Consider the following 21,931-nt stretch of genomic DNA (forward strand, 5'->3'; position numbering starts at 1 on the left):
GGCCAGGGTGAAGCGGGGGTCGGGCTCGTCGCCGCCCAGCAGGGCGCGCGACAGGGGTTGGCGGGGGCGGGGTTGGTTCATGGTGGCCTGCACGGTGGAGCCGCCGCGCCCGAGGGCCGGCGGCGTGGGTGGGATCAGCGCAGGCCCTTGCTGCGCAGCGCGCCCGGCGAGTAGTCGGAGGCGCTGGCCTGGTAGCTGAAGTCGAACGGCTTGCGCTGCTCGCCGGTCAGTCCCGAGGCGAGGTAGCGGCCGTTGTTGAGGTCGTAGGTCACCTCCATCGCGGCCACCACCGATTGCCCGGTGGGGTGGTAGAAACCGTGGGCCTCGCCGACCCGCCATAGCTCGCCACGGCTGTCGTAGTGGTCGGCCTCGAGGATGGCCCAGGTGTCCTCGTCGATGAAGTAGTGGCGCTTGCTGTAGATGTGACGCTGGCCCGGCTTGAGGGTGGCGACCACCTCCCAGACGCGGTGCAGTTCGTAGCGGGTGGCGTCCGGGTTGACGTGCCCCGGCTGGATCAGCGTGTCGTAGGGCCTCTCGGGCGAGGCCAGGCGGTAGGCGTTGTAGGGCACGTAGAGGGTCTTCTTGCCCACCAGCTTCCAGTCGTAGCGGTCCGGCGCGCCGTTGAACATGTCGCGGCTGTCGGCGGTGCGCAGGCCGGCGGTGGTGGGGCCGGCGGTGTCGTAGGCGATGCTCGGCGCGCGGCGCACGCGGCGCTGGCCGGCGCTGTAGACCCAGGACAGGCGCGGCTCGGCCACCTGGTCGAGGGTCTCGTGCACCAGCACCACCTCGCCGACCATGCGCGAGGGCGCGGTGAGCTTGTGGCTGTAGTAGTAGAGGATGTTGCGCGCCTGGTCCGGCGCGAGGCCCGTGATCGCGTCACGCCGGGTGAAGTACTGCTGGGTGGTCATCACCGTGTAGGCACCGTCCTTCTGGGGCGCGGCGCTGTCGGAGACGACGCTGAAGCTGCGGTTGCGGTTGCGCGTGATGTGGTTCCACAGCACTTCCAGGCCGTCCCCGGGGATGGGGAAGGCGATCACGCCGGCGAAGCCTTCGATGCCGTTGCCATTGTTCACCAGGTGCGCGTGGGTGGCGTTGCGCGCGGCGGCGTCGCGCACCTCATCGCTCACCGGCACCGAGCGGTGGGTGGGGTAGACCGGCAGGCGGAAGCTCTCGGGGAAGTGCTTGAGCAGGGCGATCTGCCCGGGGCTGAGCTGGTCCTGGTACTGGGTGTAGTTGCCGGCATCGATGGTGAACAGCGGCTTCTCGCCGGCGTAGGGGTCGCTGGGCGTGCCGTTGCTCGCCAGCGGCGGGTTGGCGGCGGCGCCGTCCCAGGCGGGGATGCGGCCGTCGGCGCTGGCGCCGCGTTCGGCGCCGATGGGGGTGAGCTCGCCCTGCAGGCGGGCCGCGTCTGCGGCCGTGACGGCGGCGCCGGCGTGGCCGGCCAGGAGGAGGGCGCAGAGCAGGGCGCCGCCATGGGTCAGGCAGTGGTGGGTGGGTTTCATGCTGGACTCCGCTTAGAAGTTGACGCCGACGCTGATGGACAGGTAGTCGCGGTCGCCGCGTGTGCCGTAGTCGCCGTCGATGTAGTCGGTGTACGCCAGGCTGGCGTTGTAGGTGTTGTTCAGCGAGGCATCGAGGCCGACGCTGATGGCCTTGGAACCTTCGCTGAAGGCCGAGCCCTCGCCGGGGCCGTTGCCGTCCACGTCGTGCTGCCAGGACAGGTTGGGGCGCAGGTCGATGCCGGCCACCGCGTTGGGGTAGCTCAGCGCTGCGCGCATCCGGTAGCCCCACGAGAAGCGCGTGAGGTAGCCCTTGTCGTTGCAGTGCTGTGGCGTGCGCGAGGTCGACAGGCACACGGCGTTGTTGGCCAGCACGCCGCTGCCGAAGGTGCCGCTGCGGCCGTAGCGCGGGCCGTAGGTGCCTTCCAGGCCGCCGACCCAGGTGGCGCCGGCTTCGCCCACCACTACCAGTTGGTCCGCCCCCAGGATCTGGGCGAAGGAGTGGGTGGCGGTGACCTGGGCCTGGGTCACTTCCTTGCGGCGGTAGCCGTCGAACAGCGCGCCGTTCTGTGCCGCGCGGGTGCCGTCGGCGATCAGTGGCGAGCGCGAGGCGTTGTTCAGCAGCGACTGGATGATGTCGGTGCCGTTGAGCTGGATCGGCATGTTCGGCCGGTAGCTGATCTCGCCCTGCAGCGCGGTGCCGGTGGCCAGGTTGGTGGAGAACGACAGGCCGTAGAGGCGGATGTCTTCCGGGTACTGCGCGCTGTATTGCGAGGTGCCCATGCGCAGCGCGCCGGCCAGCGTCTGCCCGGTGTTGCCGGCGAGGAAGGCCGCGCAGTTGGCCAGCGGCACGCCGAGGTTGGCGCACAGCTGCGGCGCGAAGGCGGTGTTGGTGAAGTAGGGGCTGCTGAAGGTGCCCATGTAGGGCAGGCGGCTGTGGTAGTTGGCGAGGTAGGCGCCGAACTCGGTGTCCAGGGCGGCGGCGAACCAGCGCAGGGACAGGCCCCACTGGCCGCTGTTGCGGGCGTCCTGGTCCTGGGCCCGGGGGATGCGGATGCCTTCCTCGGTGAGGTTCACGCCGAAGGGCGTCAGGCCGGCCACCGCCGACGCGTTGCCGGTGAGGTTGGCGCCGACGTCGAGGCCGTTGCAGCCGTCGGCGAGGAAGTCGTTGCTGGAGAAGAAGGTGCCGCAGTTGTCCAGCTGGGTCTGTTCCCAGTCGAGCTGGTAGAAGACGTCGCCGGAGAGGGAGTCGGTGAGGTTCTGCGAGAGGTAGAACATGTTCACCGGCACCAGGCCCTCCTTCACCTCGGAACCCGGGCGGCGCAGCGCCGAGAGGTTGAAGGGGTTGATCACGTTGAGGCCGCCCTGGATGAAGGTGCTCTCGCCCCAGTTCACCACCTGCTTGCCGAGGCGCGCGGAGCCCGGCTGCTCGGCGATGGCGTAGTTGTAGTAGAGGAAGGCGTCGAGCAGCTCGGCGCCGGCGGTCTTCGCCGAGCGCTTGCGGTTGTCGTCCTCGACGTTCTTGAAGCGCTGGTTCTGGTCGCGCAGCACGGTGTCGTACCAGTAGCTGCCGCGCAGGAAGAGGCCGACGTCGCCGTGGCGCAGCTCCAGGTCGTGGCTGCCCTTGAAGATGCCGGAGAAGGCGTCGCCGGAACGGAAGTTGCGCCGGCCGTCATCGCCGGTGGCGCTCTGCAGCTGTTTCGGGTCGGGGTTGGCGGTGGAGAGGCTGGTGCCGATGGACAGCGAGGAATCGAGCTGGCCTTCGAGGTCGCCGAACTGGAAATCGACGGCCATGGCGTTGCCGATCATGCAACTCAGGAGGGTCAGCAGGTAAGGCGGTTTGATGATGCCGTGCAACGTGGATCTCATCACTCATTATCCTCTTTGTTGTCGAGTGAACAGTCGGTTTCACGCGCAGGGACAATAAGTTCCGAAGTTGTTCAGGCAATAAGGACCCCGGCCCGTTTATAACGAACCCATCCTAATTCGGCGGTGGGGTTGTTCGAACTTCAAGAGGGGTCGAAACAACGGTTCTTATTGTTATGCGCGGGCGTTCAAGTGTATTGGCTACTCCCTTCGTCCTTATGTTTCGGCGATACTAGGTGCCCTCGAAAAGGCCCACAAATAGTGTCTTCGGATAGTTGCCATAACGCTTCGGCATACCCAGTGAGAACCGCATGACCCTCAAACAGCTGCGCTACCTGATCGCCATCGCCGAAGCCGGGAGCTTCTCCGCTGCCGCACGCCGGGCCTACATCGCCCAGCCGGCGCTGAGCCGCCAGATCGGCCTGCTGGAAAGCGAGCTGGAGCTGCAGTTGCTGGAGCGCCAGCACGACGGCGTGGCGCTCACCGACGCCGGGCGCCAGCTCTACGAGGTGGCGCGCTCGGTGGTGCAGAAGCTGGATTCGGTGAAGGACGAACTGACGTCAACGCGGGGCGATCCCAAGGGCCATGTGTCCATCTCCATCCCGGCGACGGCCTCGGCGCTGCTGTTGCCGGAGATCATTTCCCGGGCGGCGGAGAAATTCCCCAGCATCGCCCTGACGGTGTGCGACGGGCTGACCCGCGAGGGCGGCCAGGCCATCGAGCTGGGCAAGGTGGATTTCGGCGTGCTGCCCAATGCCGAGGAACTGCAGCACGTGGCCGCCGAGCCGATCTTCGTCGAGGACCTCTACTGGGTGGGGCACGGCGAGGGGGCGGAGGCGCCCATCAGCCTCGCCGAGGCGGGTGCCACGCGCCTGGTGATGGCGCCCCGGGCGCTGCACCTGCGGCGGCGCATCGAGCAGGCGGCGATGGAGGCGGGGGTGGTGCTGAACGTGGCCTACGAGCAACAGTCGACGCCGGGCATCGCCAGCCTGGTGCGCAGCGGACTGGCTGCGACCATCAGCAACTGGCCGCCGCTGCTGGAGCTGTTCCAGCCGACCACGGCGCGGCTGATCGTCGAGCCGCGCATCACCCGCACCGTGTCCATCGCCTATTCGGTGCACCGGCCGCTGTCCTTCGCGGCCTCCTGCATGCGTGACCTGGTGCGTTCGCTGCTGGTGGAGGCGGTGACCAGCGGACGTTGGCGCGGCGCCCTGATCGAGCGCGGCGCCGAGGGCGATCAGGCCCGCGAGCAGGCGGCCGACGTCTCTTCCTGAGCCAGGCGCTCCCGCGAGCGCTGCGGGTTCATGGTCACCAGGCCGACCAGGCCCGCCACCACCAGCACCGCGCCACAGACCAGGAAACCCTGGGCATAGCCCTGCGGATGGGCGGCGCCGGCGCCGCTCACCAGCAGGCCGGTGACCACCGGCGCCGAGAGACCCGCCAGCGAGGCCACGGCGTTGCCGATGGCAAGGATGCCGCCGCGCTGGCTGGCCGGGGTGAACTCGGCGAGCATCGCCGGCCCCACCGAATACATCACCAGGGCCAGGCCGCCGCTGAGGGTCAGGTTGACGATGCGCACCGCGACCGGCAGCTCCAGCATCAGCGAGGCGGAGAACAGCCCGCCGGCGATCAGGCAGCCCGAGACGAAGGCGCCACGCGCCAGGCGCGAGGGCAGGCCGCGGCGCAGCAGGCGCTGGGACACCCAGGCCATGAACAGGCTGAGCGGGGTGGTGACCACCACGAAGAGCACGAACATGTGCCCGGTGCGCAGCGGGTCCATGCCCAGGCCGACCTGCAGGTAGCTGGGCACCCAGGTCAGGGTCAGGGCCAGCGACCAGTTGGCGGCGAAATGGCAGAGGTAGTTGCCCAGCACGCTGGGGTCGCCGAGCAGGCGGCGGTAGGGCAGGCGGTGGGCGTCGGGCGTCGCCAGCTGGCCACGGCGCAGGGAGTCGAGCGTGCCTTCGCGGCCCAGCAGCAGCCACAGCCCGCACCACACCAGGCCGATCACGGCGAGCACGGCGAAGTTGGTGCGCCAGCCGTAGTGCAGGCTGACCCAGGGGATCATCGCGCCGGCCACCAGCAGGCCCATGGCGCTGCCGGAGTGCAGCAGGGCCACCGGCAGGCTGCGGCGGTCATCGGGGAACCATTTGTACAGGGCGTGGGTGGCCACGGGGGACGCGGGGCCCTCGCCGATGCCGAGCAGCACGCGGCAGGCGACGATCATCCACAGCGAGCTGGCCATCAGCATGGGCAGCTGGATCAGCGCCCAGAACAGGCCCATGCCCAGGAGCAGGGTGCGGGTCGGGCGGCGGTTGGCGAGGAAGCCGCCGACCACCGCAGAGGCGGCGAAGAGCCAGTGCAGGGCGCCGCCGATCAGGCCGAACTCGGTGGGTGACAGGCCCAGTTCCTCGGTCATGGGCACGGCGACCAGGCCGATGACGACCTTGTCGAGGAAGTTGACCAGCATCATGAAGGCCAGCAGGAAGGCGATCGTCCAGGCGGGGCCGGGGCGGAAGGCAGTGTCTTCTCGGGTCATGGGGACTCTCGTTGTTCTTGTTCTGGAAGGCCCGTCCGGCTTCCCTGGCGGACGGGGCTGCGACGGCCCGGGGCCGTGCAGGGCGGAAAACGCGCAAGGGCGCAGCCCACGGGGGCGGCCGGATTCGTGGCCGACGCGCCCCCGGGAGTGCGCGTCGGGGCTCAGCCCGGCATCAGGATGCCCTTGGCGATGGTGTTGCGCTGGATCTCGCTGGTGCCGGTGAGGATGCGCATCATGCGGCTGGCGCGGAACAGCCACTCGACGGGATGCCCCTTGATCAGCCCCGCGCCGCCATGCACCTGCACGGCCTTGTCGATGATGCGGAAGGCGGTCTCCGAGGCGTACAGCTTGCACATCGGCGCCTGCACCTTGATGTCGCCGCCGGCATCGTTGCTGGCCGCCGTGGCGTACATCATGGCCCGCGCGGCATAGAGCTCGGTGGCCATGTCGGCGAGCATGTGGTTGACCGCCTGGAACATGGCGATGGGCTGGCCGAACTGTTTGCGAGTGCGGGCGTGGTCCAGCGACAGCTGCAAGGCCAGGCCGGCCATGCCGAGCATGGTGGGGCAGTGCAGCAGGCGGTTGAGGGTGATGCGACCCATGGCCAGCCTGAAGCCTTCGCCCTCGCCGCCGATGCGGTTGGCCACCGGCACGCGCACATCCTCCAGGACGATGTCGCCATGGGCGCCGCCGCCGGACATCACCGCATAGTCGCTGTCCACGCGCACGCCGGGCGCGGCGAGGTCGACGAAGAACGCCGAGATGCCCTGCGGGCCACGGCCGGGGCCGGTGACCGCGAGCAGTACGGCGAGGTCGGCATAGGAGGCACCGGAGATGTAGCGCTTGGCACCGCGCAGCACGTAGTGATCGCCCTCCAGGCGCGCCTCGGTGGTGATGGCGGTGGCGTCGGAGCCGGCCTCGGCCTCGGTGAGGGCGAAGCACACGGCCTTCTCGGCGCGGCAGACCGGGCGCAGGAAGGCCTCGACCTGGTGCTCGCTGGCCACGCGGAACAGGTGGCCGATGCGCGGCGGCCCGGAGAGCTCGCCCAGCACGTGGGGGGCCAGGGGCGAGCCGGTGAGCACCGCCGCTTCCTTGACCGCGCACAGCTCGGCGACGTTGAGCCCGGCACCGCCCAGGGCTTCGGGCAGCATCACGTTGTAGAAGCCCAGTTCGCAGGAGCGGCGCCAGATGTCGCGCAGCAGTGGCCGGGGCACCGGCTCGCCCCAGAGGATGCCTTCGCGCTCGGCGAGCGGGGCCAGCTCGTCACGGACGAAGGCCTGGACGCCGGCGATGATGCGCGCGGCCTTTTCGCTTGGTTCGATCATTGCGTGTCTCCCGTCAGATCCGTCGTTCGCTGTTCTGCCAGTACGCTTCGCGGATCAGGCGGCGCACGACCTTGCCGTTGGGGTTCTTCGGCAGTTCCGGGACGAAGTCCACCGCGCGCGGCTTCTTGAAGCCGGCCAGGGAGCGTCCGCAGTGTTCGATGACCTGTTCGGCGCTGAGGCTCTCGCCGGGCTTGAGCACGATCACCGCGCGCACCGCCTCGCCCCATTGCTCGTCGGGCACGCCGACCACCGCCGCCTCGAACACCTGGGGCAGGGTGTAGAGCGCCTGCTCCACTTCGGTGGGGTAGATGTTGAAGCCGCCGGAAATGATCATTTCCTTCTTGCGGTCGACGATGAAGACGTAGCCGCGCTCATCCACCCGGGCCAGGTCGCCGGTGAGGTAGTAGCCGTCGCGCATCACCTCGGCGGTGAGCTCCGGTGCCTGCCAGTAGCCCTGCATGATGTCCGGGCCCTTGACCACGATCTCGCCGATCTCGCCGGGGCGCACGTCCTCGAAATCCTCGTTGACCACGCGCAGGTCGGTCTCGAAGTAGCAGCGACCGCAGGAGGCCAGGCGGCTGTGGTCGTCGCCCTCGATCAGGTGGTCGCGCTCGGTCAGCACCGTGACCAGCGAGCAGGTCTCGCCGGCGCCGTAGCCCTGGGCGAGGATCGGCCCGAACAGGGCGATGGCGCGCCTGACCAGGGCCGGTGCCATGGGCGCGGCGCCGTACATCACCAGGCGCAGGCTGGAAAGGTCGAAGCGCTCGACGCCGGGGACGTTGACCAGGCGGTTGATCATCGCCGGCACCAGGAACAGGCGCGTCACCCGCTCGCGCTGGATGGTCTCCAGCAGCAACTGGTCGTCGTAGCGCTCCAGCAGCAGGTTGCAGGCGCCCACCGCCAGCAGCGGCATGATCTGCATGCCGCTGGCATGGGTGATGGGGCCGACGTGGGCCATCACGTCACCCGGCGCGGCGCGGCGGGTGGGGCTGGCGATGCTCTTGCGGATCAGCGCCTTGCGGTTGCCGAAGGAGAGCATCGCGGCCTTGAGCACGCCGGAGCTGCCGGAGGTGTAGTGCAGCACCGCCAGGGCGTCGTCGGCCGGGTCGCAATGCACCGGGGTCTCGCTGCCGCGCTCCAGCACGCTGGCGTAGTCGGCGTCGCCGGCGACATCGTCCAGCGAGACGATCAGGCGCAGGCGCGGCAGCTCGCCACGGCGGGCATGCAGCGCGGCGGCGAAGCGTCCGTCGGCGATCACCGCCTGGCTGTGGGAGTCGTCGAGCACCTGGATGATCTCGTCCAGGGAGAGGCGGGCGTTGATCGGCACCTTGACCATGCCGGCCTTGTAGAAGGCCACCTCGGCCTCCACCAGCTCGACGCGGTTGAGCGCCAGGATCGCCACGTGCGCACCCTCGGCCAGGCCGAGGGCCAGGAGGCCGGAAGCCAGGCGGTTGGTGCGGCGTTCGAGCTGGGCGAAAGTGACGCGTTGCCGGCTGTCGATCAGCGCTTCGTGGTCGGGCCAGTACAGCGCACTGCGGCTGATGATCTTTCCTAAATTCACCTTATTGTTCTCATCGGCAGGAAACGTGCGCCGATGCTATCCAAGCGAACTCTCGCGCCACCAATACAACAGTACGATGCAGGCCATATCGATATGGAATAGGCACTGTGGAAGTTGCAGTCGGGGCAATGTTCCCTGGGCAATTCGCGCAGCGGGCGTGGCAACTTCGAGTGCATGTACGGGCGCGACCGGTCGAGGGGCGGAAGTTGCCTGTCCGGTACTTGCAAGTTGGACTTCGGCCCAGCGTCCGGTGCCCATCGGCTCATCCGGAAGTGCACCGCATGCTCGTGCATGGCGTGGGCTGCGTGCCGGGGGCCGACACCGCCTGGTGGATGCGAAGAGCGGCATCCACCCGACGCAGCGCTCATGCCCGCAGCGCCGCCATTTCCCCTATCCCCGCGCAGCGGCCGCTTGCAGGTAGGCGCTGAACATGTCGGCCATGGCGTCGGCGTAGCGTTCGATCTCCTCCTGCGTGCGCGGGCGCTCGGAGAATTGCTTGCCGACGGAGCCGAGGGTGGTGGTGATCAGTTCGCTGGCCAGGGTCCGGGTGGCGTCCGGGGCGGCAGGCAGTACCTCCTCCATGAAGGTTTCGAAGATGCGCCCGGCCGCGGCCTTGGCTTCCCGGGCCTCGGGGGCGTCGCAATAGAGCGGGGCGGCGTCGTCGAGGGCGATGCGCATGTCGGCTTCCTCGCATTCGGAGCGGAGGAAGGCGTGGACCAGGGTGCGCAGGCGCGTCAGCGGCGGGGTGGCGAGGTCTTCGAGGATGCTGCGCAGCAGTTCGCTGGTCTGGCGCCACTCGTCGCTCTGCAGGCGGAACAGGATGGCCGCCTTGTTGGGGAAGTACTGGTACAGCGAGCCGACGCTGACGCCGGCGCGCTCGGCCACCCGCGCCGTGGTGAAGCGCTGCGCGCCCTCCTTGGCCAGAACCTGAATAGCGGCCTGCAGGATGGTGGCGACCAGCTCGGTGGAACGGGCCTGCTGGGGTTGCTTGCGCGAGGAGATACGCGGGTTCTGGCGTTCGGTCATGGCGGGGCCTGGCAATGCGAATAGTAAGACCTGACGGATTGATCGCATTCTATTCCGGCGCCGACGCTGCGCTCAACGAAGCCTGGAGACCTTGCATGAACACCCTGACCCAACCCGCCCTCACCGCCTTGCTGGACCGCCTGTTCGCCGAGGCCGACACGGCCTGGCAGGCACTGGGGCCGAGCCTTGCCGAGCTTGCCGAAGGCGAAGTGGCGAGGCTGATGCGGAGCAAGACCGAATACCGCGAGTTCTACGCTCGCCTCAAGGACGTGGCGCTGCCCGTCTCCCGCGAGACCGGCCGCCTGCTGTACATGCTGGCGCGCAGCAGCGGTGCGCGGACCATCGTCGAGTTCGGCACCTCCTTCGGCATCTCCACGCTGCACCTGGCCGCCGCGCTGCGCGACAACGGCGGCGGCCGGCTGATCACCAGCGAGTTCGAACCCACCAAGGTGGCGCGGGCCCGTGGCAACCTCGCCGCCGGCGGGCTGGAGGACCTGGTGGAGTTCCGCGTGGGCGATGCGCTGCGCACCCTGGCGCGGGACCTGCCCGAGGCCATCGACCTGCTGTTGCTCGACGGTGCCAAGGCGCTCTACCCGGAGATTCTCGCCCTGGTGGAAAGCCGCCTGCGCCCCGGCGCGCTGGTGATCGCCGACAACGCCGAGCACAGCCCCGAGTACCTGGCGCGGGTGCGCGAGGCGGGCAGCGGCTACCTCTCCGTGCCCTTCGCCGAGGACGTGGAACTGTCGCTGCGCCTGGGGGCGTGAGCGTCGGTGGGCGGGTAGAGGACGACGGACGCACGCAGCTTGTTGCCGCCGAACAGGCGCATGCGCTGGAAGCGCGCATGGCTCACCGGCATGTGCTGGCAGTCCAGCGCCTGGCGGTGGCGGCTGTGGTCGATGTCCGGGTCGTGGAGGTAGACGAAATCCTCGTCGCAGCCGGTGACCAGCACCCAGTGCGGGGCCTTGGTGCGGGTCAGCTGGTAGCTGCTGATCAGCACCAGCGGCAGGCCGCCTTCGGCGAGTTGCGCGGGCAGGTCCTGGCGGCTGGCGGGCACCTGCTCGACGTCGCTCGCGCGCAGCTCGTCGCAGAAGGCCTCGTGCACCAGGCGCATGACCTCGCGCTTGCCTTCGCTGCGCACGCCGCTGAGGAACAAGGGGCCTGCGACACTGACCTGCAGGCGCACGCGAAAGCCCCGGCGCCAGGCGGCCAGGGCCAGCCCCTGGGGGCTGCAGCCGCCGTGGCCGGAGGTCATGAACACCGTGGTCGCCTCACGCCAGAGCTGCACTTCCTCGCGCCGCGTGAGCGGGCGCCCCGGTTGCAGGCCGGCCATGGCCATCATCAGGCAGGCGGGGCCGCAGGTGAACTCGGTGCTCTGCTGGTAGTAGGGCACCGCCCGCGCGGCATCGAGCGGGCGCTGGACGATGCGCTTTTCGTAGCGCAGCGCCTGGGCGTGGTCCTCGTAGTAGTCGTCGATGCAGGCGAAACGGCGGTAGCCGACCCGCTCGTAGAGGGCGATGGCGGGGTGGTTGTCCGGGCGCACCTCCAGGCGCAGGTAGGCGCAGTCGTGGTCGCGGGCGCGGCGCTCCGCCTCCGCCAGCAGCGCCTTGCCCAGGCCATGGCCACGGGCGTCGGGGGCGATGGCGATGGAGTACAGGCGGGCCAGCGAGGTGCCGCGGTGGAACAGCAGCAGCGCGTAGCCCATGACCTGGCCGGCGGCCTCGGCCACCGCCAGGCTGGCGTGGGCGCGGCTGATCATCCACTGGAAGCTGCGCGGTGACAGGCGATCCTGCTCGAAGCACTGGTTCTCCAGGTGGAGCAGGGCGTCGAGGTCGTCGGGACGGGCATCGCGAAAGCTGAAGTCCATGGGGCTTCCCGGCACGCGCATGATCAGCGGCGCGGTGTGCGTCGAGGTGCCTTGTCGCGGGCCTGGCGAGCGATGTCGCCGGGCTTCATGCGGCTGTCGACGTAGTTGATGGTGATGCTCAGGGCGACGATGGCGGCGAGCACGCCGAACGCGATGTGCAGGGGTTCCATGGGGTTTCCTTCTGGTGGGTGCCGCCACAGGTGCGGGATGCCCGGTGGCGTTGGGGTCGGGAGCGTGCGTCAGCCGGGCGGCGCCGAGCCGGCGGCCACCAGCCGGCGCAGGGCCAGCAGCATCAGGCCCGCCAGCACGGTGAGGGCGAGGACGAACAGCGGGTAGGAGAGCCACCAGGGCACGGCGGCGGTCATCATGCTGAACTCGGACATGCCGCCGATGCCGGCGATCAGGTTCAGCGGCAGGAACACCACGTTGATCAGGGTGAGCTTGCGCAGCATCTCGTTCATGGTGGTGTTCAGCAGGCTGCCGCGTGCCTCCATGAGGCCGGCGAGCACCGAGGAGTAGATCTCCGCCTGCTTGATGCATTGCTCGTTCTCGATGATCAGGTCGTCGAGCAGTTCCAGACTCGCCGGGGGGAAGCCCAGGCGCTCGCCCTGGCTGCGCAGGCGTGCCAGCACCGCGCCGTTGCCGTGGATGGCGTTGAGGTAATACACCAGGCTTTCGCTGAGGCCGAGCATCTGCAGCAGGTGGCGATTGTGCTGGCTCTGGTTGAAGCGCTGCTGCAGCTCGCGGGCGACCATCTTGATCACCTTGAGGTGGCCTTCATAGTGGTGGATGTTGCCCAGCAGGATGGCCAGCAGCACATCCAGCGGCTGGTGCAGGTCATGGCGCCCGGTGAGGCCGCCCAGCAGCGAGTCGGCGTGGGAGATCAGCACCAGCTGGCGCTCCTCCAGCAGCATGCCGAAGGAGGAGACCTCGAAGGCGAAGCGCTCGCCGCCGGAGTAGTTCTCCGGGCGCTTCCAGATGAGGAACAGCGAGCCGGCGCGGAATTCGACGCGGGCCACCTCGTCCGGGTCCAGGGCCGAGGCCAGGGCGTGGGTGTCGAGGCCGAAGCGGCTGCGCAGCCACTCCAGCTCCTCGGCCTCGGGGGCGATGCACAGGTGCAGCGGCGCTTCCTCGTCCGTGCAGGGGCGCAGGGTGCCGTCGATCAGCCTGTAGCTCTGGCGCATGGGCCGCGCTCCTTCAGTTGGCGCCGCCGCGGCGCTTGAGTTCGAGGCGGCGGATGAAGTCTTCCAGCACCAGGCTGTAGAGCTCGTCGCGCAGGTGGGCGTCCTCGATGCCGGCGTCGAGGTTGGGGTTGTCGTTGACCTCGATGACCTTGACGCTGCCGTCCACCTCCTTGAGGTCGACGCCGTAGAGCCCGTCGCCGATCAGGTTGGCGGTCTTCAGCGCCAGTTCCACGACTGCCTTGGGTGCGCGCTCCACCGGCAGGGTGCGGCATTCGCCGATGACCTCGGTGCCCTGGGCCTTGTGGTTGACGATCTGCCAGTGCCCCTTGGACATGAAGTACTGGCAGGCGAAGATCGGCCGGCGGTTGAGGATGCCGATGCGCCAGTCGTACTCGGTGAAGAGGAATTCCTGGGCGAGCAGCAGCACCGAGTGCTCGAACAGCCCGGCGCTGGCCTCGCGCAGCTGCTGCAGGTTCTCCACCTTGATCACCCCGCGCGAGAAGCAGCCGTCGGGGATCTTCAGCACCAGGGGGAAGCCCAGCCGCTCGCCGATCTTCTCCAGCTCCTGGGGGTTGTCGCGGTAGAGGATCTCCGTGGCCGGCATGCTCAGGCCGTGGCTGCGCAGCAGGTCGGTGAGGAACACCTTGTTGGTGCAGCGCAGGATCGAGGCCGGGTCATCCATCACGATCAGCCCCTCGCTCTCGGCCTTCTTGGCGAAGCGGTAGGTGTGGTCATCGACGCTGGTGGTCTCGCGGATCAGCAGTGCGTCGTACTCGGCCAGGCGTGAATAGTCCTTCTTCTCGATCAGATCGACCTCGATGCCCAGGCGCTTGCCGACCCGCACGAAGTTCTCCAGGGCCAGGGCGTTGGACGGCGGCAGCGGCTCGTCCGGGTTGTGCAGGATGGCCAGGTCGTAGCGCGACACCTGGCGCGAGCGCGGCAGGCGCCAGACCTTGCGGTTGAAGCCGTCGAGGGCGCTGGCGAAGAGGTCTTCCTGGTCCTCGCGCAGCTTGTGCAGGGAGCCCGTGCGCAGGCCGGCGATGCGCCAGGTCTCGCCCTTGCGGAAGTCCACCAGCAGGATGGGGCAGGGGAAGGCCTCGAACAGCTGGCGGGCGATCTCCTGCAGCGGTTCGAAGTCGGTGCGGCCGAAGTACAGGCTCAGGGTGAAGCCTTCGGTGTTGGCGCAGGGGTGCTGGGCGAGGGCGAGCTCCAGGGATTTCTCCAGGTCGTCCAGGGCCAGGCCGTAGAGCGACTTGCGCGCCAGCTCGCTGATGGTGCGCACCGAGGGGATGACCTTGTGCCCGCGTGCCTCGGCCAGCAGCGAACAGTAGTAGCCGTGGCCCAGGTACTTGTAGTGGCGGCACAGGTTGATGACCTGGACCTTCTTGTCCAGCTCGCCGCCCCGCGACTGCTCGAGGTACTCCCGCGCGGTGAGCATTTCCTCGCTGGGGATGTAGGAGGACCAGTCCTCCTTGCGCTCGACGATGATCAGCACCTGGCCGCCGTTGCGCCGCTGCAGGAGGCCCTGCGCGAGGCCGACGGCCTGGATGGAGTCGGGGGGGATGCTGCTGAGACTGGCTTGAACCGAAGACATCTTCACGGGCCCGCTTGAGAGGTGGTGCGCCTCAATTAAGCAGTAAGCCGAGGCCCTGTCTCGCGTCGTTACGCAGGCTTTACGGGGCGTTTGCGAACCTTACGCAAACGTTGCGCGGCGGGCGTTCGACGGGCTCCGATGCGGCGCGCGCGGATGGGCGCTTCCTGCCGTGGAAATGGCCCGGGCCTCCGTACGACGGTGCCTCGCTCGCCCGGCCCGGGGACACGCGCGGATCGCCTCGCGCCGCTCTGCGCCGTGACGTTCGGCCGCGCCCGGTGCCTCGCCCACCAGGGACCGTGAAGGGCGAGCCTAGTCCCAACGGACTATGACCGGCCCCGCCTCTCGTTTCGATAGTGGCCTCCCCCATGACTGAGCCCGGCGGCATCTCGCCAACCGGGCTGGAGGCCAACAATGACAACAACAGCGTGCTTCAACCTTCCGGCCCTGGCCGGCCTGCTGCTGGCCAGCACCACTGCCGCTGCGGCGCTCTTGGAACCCGGCGACGAGGTGAGGATCCAGGCCAGCCACGTGATCTCCTACGGGCTGGCCTGGCGTACGGAGAAGCCGGCCCACGCCCTGGGCGGCAACGACAACGCCAACGGCAACGACGGCAACAACGCCTTCAAGCGCGGCAGCCTGATCAGCCACCGCCTGGGCATCGTCAGCGACGCCGACATCAGCTACCGCAAGGACTTCGGCCTGTTCATCCGTGGCAGCGCCTACTACGACGACGTCTACCACCGTGGCAACGACAACCGTACGGGCACCTCCAACTGCCTCGCCGCCGGGCAGTGCTCGCGCCCCGACCGCTTCTCCTCGCAGACCCGCGACGCCCATGGCGGTGGTTTCGAGATGCTCGACAGCTACCTCTACGGCACCTGGCACATCGACGGACGGCCGCTCAACCTGCGGCTCGGGCGGCAGGTGGTCTACTGGGGCGAAAGCGTCTACAACGGCAACGGTGTCGCCTCGGCCATGAGCCCCTTCGATGCCACCAAGTCCAACGTGCCGGGTGTCGAGGTCAAGGAGCGCACCCTGCCGGTGGGCCAGCTGTTCGCCTCCTTCGGCCTCACCGAAACGCTCGACCTGCAGGCCTACTACCAGTACGAGTGGAAGAAGACCCGACTCAGCGCGGTCGGCAACTATTTCTCCACCACCGACCTCATCGACAAGGGCGGCTTCAGCAACTCCACCGGGAAGTTGCAGCGCCTGCGTGACGACGAGCCCGGCGACAGCGGCCAGTTCGGCCTGGCCCTGCGCTACGTCGCCGAGCGCTTGAACAACACCGAGTTCGGCGTCTACCGCCTGCGCTACCACGCCAAGACGCCGGTGGTGGACAACCTGAGCAGGCGCGGCACCTACCGTGCCCGCTACTTCGACGACATCGACCTCTACGGCGCGAGCTTCGCGACCGTGGTGGTGGACACCAACGTCAATGGCGAGATCAGCGTGCAGAACCACCTGCCGCTGGCGGTGAACATCGGCGGCGCCCGACACACCGCGCGGGGCCGCACCGGCCAGGCGCTGCTGTCGGTGACCCACGGCTTCGGCCACACGCCGTTCGCCGACAACTTCACCCTCAACGGCGAGGTCGGCTACAACCGCGTGCTCGACAACGACAGCGCGCACCTGGCCGGGCGCGCCGCCAGCGACGAGCTGTGGAACGACCGCTCGGCATGGGGCTACACCCTGAGGGCCAGCGCGCGCTACATCGAGGTCCTGCCCGGCTGGGACCTGTCCATTCCGGTTTCCTTCAACCAGGGCGTGAACGGCAAGTCCTCCCTCGGCAGCTATAGCCGGGGTCGCAACCGCCTGTCCGTCGGTACCACCTGGGAGCACCTCGGCAACCTGTCGCTGGAGGCGAGCTACAACGCCTACCTCGGCAGCCCGGCCGACAACGCCCAGACCGATCGCGACCACATCGCCTTCAGCGCCAAGTACAGCTTCTGACCGCCTTCGACCCCATACGACAGGAGGACCTTCCATGTCCCGCCAATCCGATCTGCGTCACCTGCTCCTCGCCGCCGCCATCGGCCTCAGCCCCTTGACCGAGGCCGCTCTCAGCGAGGCCGAGCTGGCCCGTCTCGACCAGGACCTCACGCCCATGGGCGCGGAGCGAGCCGGCAATGCCGACGGCAGCATCCCGGCCTGGAGCGGGCGTTGGCGCGGTGCGCCGGAGCATGTCGACTTCGCCGGCAGCGGCTCGCTCCAGCCCGATCCCTATGCCTCCGAGCGCCCCCTGTTCCGCATCACGGCCGAGAACGTCGGGCAGTACCAGGAGCGCTTGAGCGATGGCCAGGTGGCGCTGTTCAAGCGTTATCCGCAGAGCTACTGGATGGACATCTACCCGAGCCATCGCGACTTCCGTGCCAGCGAGAACATCGAGCGCCACCTCCGTGAGAATGGCCGTACTGCAAAGCTGACCGAGGACGGCCATGGCGTCACCGGCGCCTTCGGCGGATCGCCTTTCCCGATACCCCGCAGCGGCAACGAGCTGATCCTCAACCACTCCCTCCAGGGGCGCGGTCCCGGCGAGGAGGGGATCTACACGCTGGTGGTGACCCTGGCCAACGGCAAGCGGGCACGCCAGGTGCAACATCACCAGACGTTCAACGTGTGGACCAACCCCGATAACCCCCGCGTGGAGGTCGAGGCTCCCATCCTCAGCCACTTCATGTACAAGACCCTGGAGCCGACCCGCGAGCTGGGCAAGATCACCTTCGGCCACGGCTTCGTCGATCCCCTCGCCAATGCGCAGCAAAGCTGGCAGTACGACCCCGGCAGCCGGCGCGTCAGGCGGGCCCCCAACGTCGGCTACGACAACCCCTCCAGCGGCGCCAGCGGCAGCCTGCGGGTCAACGACGACAGCCGCATGTTCAACGGGGCGTCGGATCGCTACGAGTGGACCCTGCTCGGCAAGAAGGAGCTGTTCATCCCCTATCACAACTACCGCATCAACGACCCGGCCTTGAGCCTGGCGGCCCTCACCGAGACCCTGGGCCATCCCAACCCTGCCGCCTTGCGCTACGAGCTGCACCGGGTGTGGGTGCTGGAGGCCCGGCTCAAGACCGGCAAGCGGCACATCTACGCCAAGCGCCGCTTCTACCTCGACGAGGACACCTGGGGCGCCGTGCTCGCCGACAGCTACGACGCGCGCGACTACCTGTGGCGCACCAACCTGCAGACCACCTTCTACGCCTACGACACCCAGAGCTACCAGGCCGGGCCGTCGGTCTACCACGACCTCATCTCCGGCGCCTACCTGGTGGATCGGCTGACCAACGAACACGCGCCGATACGCCTTTCCGAGCTCGCCCACGATGCCAGCGATTTCACCCCCGCCACCGTGCGCAAGCGCGCCAAGTGACCCGCCGAGGAGCAATGGCAATGACCCGGATCTGCCTGGTTTTCAGCTTCGCGCTGTTCTGTGGCCTGGCCCAGGCCACCACCCTGCCGCTGGCCCGTGACCTGCCCGCCGCCGAGCGGGAGGCGCAGCGGCTCTTCGCCTTGCCCAGCGCCCCGAACCTGCGGGACCTGGGCGGCTATCGCACTGCCGATGGGCGCACGGTGAAGTGGGGCCTGCTCTACCGCGCCGGCACCCTCGATGCGCTCGAGGAGGCCGACCAGCGGGAACTGCAGCGCCTGCAACTGCGTCGCCTGGTCGACCTGCGCAGCCGCCAGGAGATCGACGACGCCCCCGATCGCCTGCCGCCAGAGCTGGCTGCCCTGCGGGTGGAGATGCCGGTGCGCGCGGGCACCATCGACGTGCGTGAGCTGAGTCGGCGCATCAACGGCGGGGACGTCGGCGACCTTCGGCTGGATGACCTGCTGGTGGATGCCAACAGGAGCTTCGTCCGCGAGCACCGGCAGGTCTTCAGCGACTGGCTGCATGGCCTGCTCGACGAACAGGGCACGCCCGTCCTCTATCACTGCACGGCCGGCAAGGACCGCACGGGCTTCGCCTCCGCCATCCTGCTGCTGGCGCTCGGCGTGCCGGAAGGCACGGTGATGCAGGACTACCTGGCCTCCAACCCGTACCTGGAGGACAGGAACCGGCGCATCGGCGAGCGGGTCCGGCAGGCCTCCGCCGGGCGTACCGATCCTGCCATCCTGCAGCCTCTGCTGGAGGTCCGGCCCCGGTACCTGCAGGCGGCACTGCAGGCGATGCGCGAGGACTACGGGACGGTGGAGGGGTTCCTCAGGGACGGGCTCGGCATCGACGACGACCTGCGCGCGCGGTTGCGCGAGCGCTTCCTCGAACCGCTGGCCTCGCGCTAGGGGGCCATGGCGGCACCGGCCAGAAAAGACGAACCCCGCGCGAGGCGGGGTTCGTTCTGGCGGCGTGGCCGATCAGATCAGAATCGGTGCCGGGGCGGGGGCCGGGGTCTTGTGGTCGTCGTCGCTGTTCGACCAGCCGGCGCCGACGCCGAAGTCGAACGACTGGCTGCCCAGGTTGTAGCCGACGTCCGCACCGCTGAAGTAACCCTCGCCCTGGTAGCTGACGCCGAGATTGGGGCGCAAGGCGCCCGATTGCACCACATAGTCCAGGCCGAGGGAGCCGACCGTTTCGTTGTCCTCGTCGTTGGAGAAGGCCTTGATCCCCACGGACAGGCCGCCCTGGCTGCCGAAGACGTAGCTCAGGCCAATGCCGAAGCCGATGTCGTCGGCGCTGGCGAGGCCGGGTGCCAGGGTGGTGCCCAGCAGGGCAGCGGATGCCAGGGCGATTCTGAGTCGGTTCATCAGGTGGCTCCATGCGCGGGGAAGTGATTGGACGCTAGCTGGGGTCCACGCATTCGTCCACCACCCGCGGGCCTGTGAAGGCCTGGGCGACGCCGCGTGCCGGCGCTCCGCGGCGCCGTCGCAAGCGCGTTTCGGTCGCCCCGCCTTGGCAGTTGGTGGGAGTCTGCTAGCGTCAATCCGGCATCCACCGTTTCGTTCGTGTTCTTACTCGAGCGGGGCGGCGCGAGACGCCGGGGCCGACTCCTCACATCCGTGCGAGACCTTCGGTGGCGTGCCCGTGTGGCGATGACGTGAGGACGTCGCCGACGCTTCCAGCCTTCCCAAACTTGCTCGGACAAGGAGTCTTCCATGAAACATGCATTGGCGTTGGGCGTGGCGCTGGCGCTTTCCACCGCGCTGGTCGGCTGCTCGAGTACGGTTACCCAGCCGGATGAGTATTCCGGGTTCCTCTCCAGTTACGGCAGCCTGCAGGAGGCGACCACTCCCTCCGGCGCGCAAGTGATGCGCTGGATCGACCCCAAGGTGGACATCGGCCGCTACACCGCCGTCTACGTCGAGCCCACCCAGTTCTACCCACGCCCCCAGGCCACCGAGAAAATCCCCCAGAGCACCCTGGACGGCATCACCCGCTACTACGACATGGCGCTCAAGCGCGAAATCAGCAACAGCCTGTCGCTGGCCACCAAGCCCGGGCCTGGCGTCATCGTCGTGCGTGCGGCGATCACCGGGGTGAGCAGCAAGACCGAGGGGCTCAAGCCCTATGAGGTCATCCCGGTGGCGCTGGTGGCGGCGGCGGTGAGCACCGCCAGCGGCATCCGCGACCAGGAGACCGAGCTGGCCACCGAGGCGCAGTTCCTCGACGGCGGCAGCAACAAGGTGATCGCCCAGGTGGTGCGCAAGGGCATCGGCACGCCGCTGGAGAACAGTGCCCAGGTGCTCAAGCCGGCGGATGTCACGGGTGTGATCGATGGCTGGGCGAAGGACATGCACCAGAGCTACCTGAAGCTCAAGGCGAAGTGAGACTCCAGCGGGCCTGGCGCTCAGCCCGCCAGGCCGGGGAGCTCCAGCTCCATGGCCTGGGCCAGCAGCGCAGCCCCCTGCGCTGCTGGCCGCGAACGGCGGGGTCGACCCACATCTGGTGGAGGTCGGCCGCCTCGGGCTCGCTGGCCGGGCGGCGGCACCAGAGCAGGCCGCAGGGGCCATCGCCCGCCAGCGCCGACAGCACCCGGTCGTTGCCGGACGCGGTGGCGGTAGGTCCGCCATTCGCCGGTTCCGATCGGCCGCACGGTGATCGGCCCGGGCGCTCTGCTCACGCGGCGGACCACACCGCCAGCTCGTAGCCGTCCGGGTCGATGAAGTGGAAGCGGCGCCCGCCGGGGAAGGCGAACACTTCGCGGCTGATGCGGGCGCCGGCTGCCTCCAGCCTGGCCTGGGCCTGCGCCAGGTCGTCGGCGTAGAGGATCACCAGCGGGCCACCCGGGCGGACCGCCTCGCCCGTGGTGAAGCCGCCGGTGAGGCGACCGTCGCTGAACTCGGTGTAGGTGGGGCCGTAGTCGACGAAGGTCCAGCCGAAGGCAGCGCCGTAGAAGGCCTTGCTGCGGGCGATGTCGCTGACGTTGAACTCGATGTTGTCGATCTTGCGGTCGTTTCCCTGGGTGCTCATCGTGGCCTCCTGGCCGGTGGTGGAGCGCCATCTTAGGGCCCGGCGACCTGTTGCTGGAAGCGCGATCAGCCCGCGCCGCTGCGCGACCGCGTCGCCTGCCAGCAGAGCAGCGAGCCGGCGGTGACCAGCACCGCGCCCTGCCAGAACTGCGGCGTCAGGCTGGCGCCGAGCCAGAGCGCGGCGAAGGCGGAAGAGAGCACCGGGGCGAAATAGGAAACGGTGGCCAGGAGGGTGAGGTTGCCGCGCAGGATGCCGATGTTCCACAGGGCGTAGCCGCCGGCCATGGCGATGCCGGCGGCGAGCAGTTCGAGGGTGCCGCGCAGGATGAAGGCGGGCAGCGGCTCGCCGACGAAGGCGAACTTCACCCAGAGCACCCCCGCCGTGAGGATGAAGAAGAACGCCACGTGGTTCTCACCGCGGGCGTAGCGCCGGGTGACGTTGCAGTAGAGGGCGAAGGTGATGGCGCAGGCCGCCGCCAGGCTGTAGCTGAGGGGGTTGGAGCGCACGTTGGCGATGATGCTCGGCAACGACAGGCCGTCGGTGCTGACCACCCAGAGGATGCCGAACAGCGCGATGGCCGTGCCGGGCAGGACCAGCCAGCGGGCCGGCTGGCGGTTCATCAGGATGGCCAGCAGCACGGTGAGGCTCGGCCACAGGTAGTTGACCACGCCGAGCTGGATGGCCTGGGTGCTGCTTGTGGCGAAACCGAGGGCGAGCGACAGGCAGACTTCGTAGGCGACGAACAGCGCCGAGCCGGTGACCAGGTAGAAACGCGAACCAGCACGCAGGCGCGGGCGGCCGAGGAGGGCGCCCAGGGTGTAGATCAGCGCGGCGCCGCCGATGGGGCCGAAGAATCCGCTGACACTGCGGATCAGGCCGGAGGCGGTGCTCCACAGGAGGATCGCCGCCAGCCCGCAGGCCGTCGCACTGCGTCCGTTGGTGATGCGCATGGTCCACTCATTTTGAAAGGGGCGGCGATTCTACAGGGCCGGGATCGGCGAGGGGGAAGCGGTGCGGGATGTCGCGTCCGCCTCGTGCCACCGCTCGGCGACGCCCGGCCGGGCGCTGGCCGA

19 protein-coding genes are annotated in these 21,931 nt (G+C 68.8%); 6 read left to right on the forward strand and 13 right to left on the reverse strand.

Annotated features, from left to right (window positions below; genetic code table 11):
• Positions 1-134: 134 nt before the first annotated feature.
• The gene (locus tag DMX10_RS05840; protein WP_111260205.1) at positions 135-1,502 is read right to left on the reverse strand and encodes a DUF1329 domain-containing protein; all 1,368 of its coding nucleotides are present in this window, start codon (positions 1,500-1,502) and stop codon (positions 135-137) included.
• 12 nt (positions 1,503-1,514) lie between these two features.
• Positions 1,515-3,368, reverse strand: a complete 1,854-nt coding sequence (locus DMX10_RS05845) for a DUF1302 domain-containing protein (RefSeq protein ID WP_111260206.1) — start codon at positions 3,366-3,368, stop codon at positions 1,515-1,517.
• Between the two features lie 308 nt (positions 3,369-3,676).
• Here DMX10_RS05845 and DMX10_RS05850 point away from each other — a divergent pair, with 308 nt between their 5' ends.
• A complete protein-coding gene (locus DMX10_RS05850) occupies positions 3,677-4,639 on the forward strand; it encodes a LysR family transcriptional regulator (protein ID WP_111260207.1) in 963 nt (320 codons plus the stop codon).
• Here the strand turns inward: DMX10_RS05850 and DMX10_RS05855 are convergent.
• From DMX10_RS05855 to DMX10_RS05870, 4 genes are all read right to left on the reverse strand, one after another.
• Positions 4,603-5,901, reverse strand: coding sequence for an MFS transporter (locus DMX10_RS05855; protein ID WP_111260208.1), 1,299 nt, complete (start codon positions 5,899-5,901; stop codon positions 4,603-4,605). The two genes, DMX10_RS05850 and DMX10_RS05855, sit on opposite strands and share 37 nt — an antisense overlap.
• A 161-nt stretch (positions 5,902-6,062) precedes the next feature.
• On the reverse strand, positions 6,063-7,226 hold the full coding sequence (locus DMX10_RS05860; protein ID WP_111260209.1) for an acyl-CoA dehydrogenase family protein: 1,164 nt from the start codon (positions 7,224-7,226) through the stop codon (positions 6,063-6,065).
• A 13-nt stretch (positions 7,227-7,239) separates the two neighbouring features.
• Positions 7,240-8,787 (reverse strand): AMP-binding protein, encoded by a 1,548-nt coding sequence (locus tag DMX10_RS05865; protein WP_111260210.1) that lies wholly within the window; start codon positions 8,785-8,787, stop codon positions 7,240-7,242.
• 390 nt (positions 8,788-9,177) lie between these two features.
• A complete protein-coding gene (locus DMX10_RS05870) occupies positions 9,178-9,813 on the reverse strand; it encodes a TetR family transcriptional regulator (RefSeq protein WP_111260211.1) in 636 nt (211 codons plus the stop codon).
• A gap of 95 nt (positions 9,814-9,908) precedes the next feature.
• On the opposite strand from DMX10_RS05870, the gene DMX10_RS05875 reads away from it, so the two are divergent.
• The gene (locus DMX10_RS05875; RefSeq protein ID WP_111260212.1) at positions 9,909-10,577 is read left to right on the forward strand and encodes an O-methyltransferase; all 669 of its coding nucleotides are present in this window, start codon (positions 9,909-9,911) and stop codon (positions 10,575-10,577) included.
• Here the strand turns inward: DMX10_RS05875 and rimI are convergent.
• The 4 genes from rimI to DMX10_RS05890 form a co-directional block, all read right to left on the reverse strand.
• Positions 10,520-11,677, reverse strand: a complete 1,158-nt coding sequence (gene rimI, locus DMX10_RS05880) for a ribosomal protein S18-alanine N-acetyltransferase (protein ID WP_111260213.1) — start codon at positions 11,675-11,677, stop codon at positions 10,520-10,522. The genes DMX10_RS05875 and rimI overlap by 58 nt on opposite strands.
• Before the next feature lie 23 nt (positions 11,678-11,700).
• On the reverse strand, positions 11,701-11,847 hold the full coding sequence (locus DMX10_RS32755; RefSeq protein WP_158545579.1) for a hypothetical protein: 147 nt from the start codon (positions 11,845-11,847) through the stop codon (positions 11,701-11,703).
• A gap of 69 nt (positions 11,848-11,916) precedes the next feature.
• Entirely contained in the window at positions 11,917-12,861 is a 945-nt protein-coding gene (locus DMX10_RS05885; RefSeq protein WP_111260214.1) for a magnesium transporter CorA family protein, read from the reverse strand.
• Between the two features lie 13 nt (positions 12,862-12,874).
• Positions 12,875-14,455: a RimK family protein gene (locus tag DMX10_RS05890; protein WP_111260215.1), complete on the reverse strand. Its 1,581-nt coding sequence runs from the start codon at positions 14,453-14,455 to the stop codon at positions 12,875-12,877.
• A 411-nt stretch (positions 14,456-14,866) separates the two neighbouring features.
• Here DMX10_RS05890 and DMX10_RS05895 point away from each other — a divergent pair, with 411 nt between their 5' ends.
• From DMX10_RS05895 to DMX10_RS05905, 3 genes are read left to right on the forward strand one after another with little or no spacing between them, the layout of a single operon-like run.
• Complete coding sequence (locus DMX10_RS05895; RefSeq protein ID WP_111260216.1) at positions 14,867-16,405, forward strand: DUF1302 domain-containing protein; 1,539 nt, start codon at positions 14,867-14,869, stop codon at positions 16,403-16,405.
• A gap of 34 nt (positions 16,406-16,439) precedes the next feature.
• On the forward strand, positions 16,440-17,822 hold the full coding sequence (locus DMX10_RS05900; RefSeq protein WP_111260217.1) for a DUF1329 domain-containing protein: 1,383 nt from the start codon (positions 16,440-16,442) through the stop codon (positions 17,820-17,822).
• Positions 17,823-17,842: 20 nt separating this feature from the next.
• Positions 17,843-18,733, forward strand: coding sequence for a tyrosine-protein phosphatase (locus DMX10_RS05905; RefSeq protein WP_158545580.1), 891 nt, complete (start codon positions 17,843-17,845; stop codon positions 18,731-18,733).
• Between the two features lie 72 nt (positions 18,734-18,805).
• Here the strand turns inward: DMX10_RS05905 and DMX10_RS05910 are convergent, their stop codons facing one another.
• A complete protein-coding gene (locus DMX10_RS05910; RefSeq protein WP_111260219.1) occupies positions 18,806-19,195 on the reverse strand; it encodes a hypothetical protein in 390 nt (129 codons plus the stop codon).
• A gap of 348 nt (positions 19,196-19,543) precedes the next feature.
• Here DMX10_RS05910 and DMX10_RS05915 point away from each other — a divergent pair, with 348 nt between their 5' ends.
• On the forward strand, positions 19,544-20,215 hold the full coding sequence (locus tag DMX10_RS05915) for a DUF3313 domain-containing protein (protein ID WP_111260220.1): 672 nt from the start codon (positions 19,544-19,546) through the stop codon (positions 20,213-20,215).
• 289 nt (positions 20,216-20,504) lie between these two features.
• Here DMX10_RS05915 and DMX10_RS05920 read toward each other — a convergent pair whose 3' ends face one another.
• Positions 20,505-20,858: a VOC family protein gene (locus DMX10_RS05920; protein ID WP_111260221.1), complete on the reverse strand. Its 354-nt coding sequence runs from the start codon at positions 20,856-20,858 to the stop codon at positions 20,505-20,507.
• Positions 20,859-20,923: 65 nt separating this feature from the next.
• Positions 20,924-21,808: an aromatic amino acid DMT transporter YddG gene (gene yddG, locus DMX10_RS05925; RefSeq protein WP_111260222.1), complete on the reverse strand. Its 885-nt coding sequence runs from the start codon at positions 21,806-21,808 to the stop codon at positions 20,924-20,926.
• Positions 21,809-21,931 lie beyond the last annotated feature (123 nt).

The organism is Pseudomonas sp. 57B-090624, assembly GCF_003234055.1.
GTDB classification, from domain to species: Bacteria; Pseudomonadota; Gammaproteobacteria; order Pseudomonadales; family Pseudomonadaceae; genus Metapseudomonas; species Metapseudomonas tohonis.

Excerpts from the sequence above, each read along its gene's own strand:
- DMX10_RS05890 (WP_111260215.1), bottom strand. The coding sequence starts at position 14,455 with ATGTCTTCGGTTCAAGCCAGTCTCAGCAGCATCCCCCCCGACTCCATC.
- yddG (WP_111260222.1), bottom strand. The coding sequence starts at position 21,808 with ATGCGCATCACCAACGGACGCAGTGCGACGGCCTGCGGGCTGGCGGCG.
- DMX10_RS05870 (WP_111260211.1), bottom strand. The coding sequence starts at position 9,813 with ATGACCGAACGCCAGAACCCGCGTATCTCCTCGCGCAAGCAACCCCAG.
- DMX10_RS05910 (WP_111260219.1), bottom strand. The coding sequence starts at position 19,195 with ATGAACCGACTCAGAATCGCCCTGGCATCCGCTGCCCTGCTGGGCACC.
- DMX10_RS05850 (WP_111260207.1), top strand. The coding sequence starts at position 3,677 with ATGACCCTCAAACAGCTGCGCTACCTGATCGCCATCGCCGAAGCCGGG.
- DMX10_RS05860 (WP_111260209.1), bottom strand. The coding sequence starts at position 7,226 with ATGATCGAACCAAGCGAAAAGGCCGCGCGCATCATCGCCGGCGTCCAG.
- DMX10_RS05855 (WP_111260208.1), bottom strand. The coding sequence starts at position 5,901 with ATGACCCGAGAAGACACTGCCTTCCGCCCCGGCCCCGCCTGGACGATC.
- rimI (WP_111260213.1), bottom strand. The coding sequence starts at position 11,677 with ATGGACTTCAGCTTTCGCGATGCCCGTCCCGACGACCTCGACGCCCTG.
- DMX10_RS05920 (WP_111260221.1), bottom strand. The coding sequence starts at position 20,858 with ATGAGCACCCAGGGAAACGACCGCAAGATCGACAACATCGAGTTCAAC.
- DMX10_RS05915 (WP_111260220.1), top strand. The coding sequence starts at position 19,544 with ATGAAACATGCATTGGCGTTGGGCGTGGCGCTGGCGCTTTCCACCGCG.
- DMX10_RS05905 (WP_158545580.1), top strand. The coding sequence starts at position 17,843 with ATGACCCGGATCTGCCTGGTTTTCAGCTTCGCGCTGTTCTGTGGCCTG.
- DMX10_RS05875 (WP_111260212.1), top strand. The coding sequence starts at position 9,909 with ATGAACACCCTGACCCAACCCGCCCTCACCGCCTTGCTGGACCGCCTG.
- DMX10_RS05840 (WP_111260205.1), bottom strand. The coding sequence starts at position 1,502 with ATGAAACCCACCCACCACTGCCTGACCCATGGCGGCGCCCTGCTCTGC.
- DMX10_RS05900 (WP_111260217.1), top strand. The coding sequence starts at position 16,440 with ATGTCCCGCCAATCCGATCTGCGTCACCTGCTCCTCGCCGCCGCCATC.
- DMX10_RS05845 (WP_111260206.1), bottom strand. The coding sequence starts at position 3,368 with ATGAGATCCACGTTGCACGGCATCATCAAACCGCCTTACCTGCTGACC.
- DMX10_RS32755 (WP_158545579.1), bottom strand. The coding sequence starts at position 11,847 with ATGGAACCCCTGCACATCGCGTTCGGCGTGCTCGCCGCCATCGTCGCC.
- DMX10_RS05885 (WP_111260214.1), bottom strand. The coding sequence starts at position 12,861 with ATGCGCCAGAGCTACAGGCTGATCGACGGCACCCTGCGCCCCTGCACG.
- DMX10_RS05895 (WP_111260216.1), top strand. The coding sequence starts at position 14,867 with ATGACAACAACAGCGTGCTTCAACCTTCCGGCCCTGGCCGGCCTGCTG.